Source organism: Wolbachia endosymbiont of Drosophila nikananu (genome assembly GCF_028981865.1).
GTDB classification, from domain to species: Bacteria; Pseudomonadota; Alphaproteobacteria; order Rickettsiales; family Anaplasmataceae; genus Wolbachia; species Wolbachia pipientis_B.
The window spans coordinates 9262-9475 of the sequence record NZ_JAPQLL010000065.1; positions in this window are offsets into that span (position 1 = coordinate 9262).

A 214-nucleotide genomic window follows, 5' to 3' on the forward strand; every position below is an offset into this window, starting at 1 on the left:
ATAAGCTGAAACGCGCTTATAAGTCGTTTAAGACAGTATAGTACGCCAATTTGCAGGATTAGAGAGTGACAACTAGCTAATGCGGGGTTTCTTTTGCTTTTTTTTCTGCTTAGTAAATTTCTAAAACATTTTAGCTAAGGTGAGTTGCACTTAAAAGCAGCTAAATTGCAGTGTTTAAGACTTAAAAAAACGCCAATACAGAAAATAGACAATG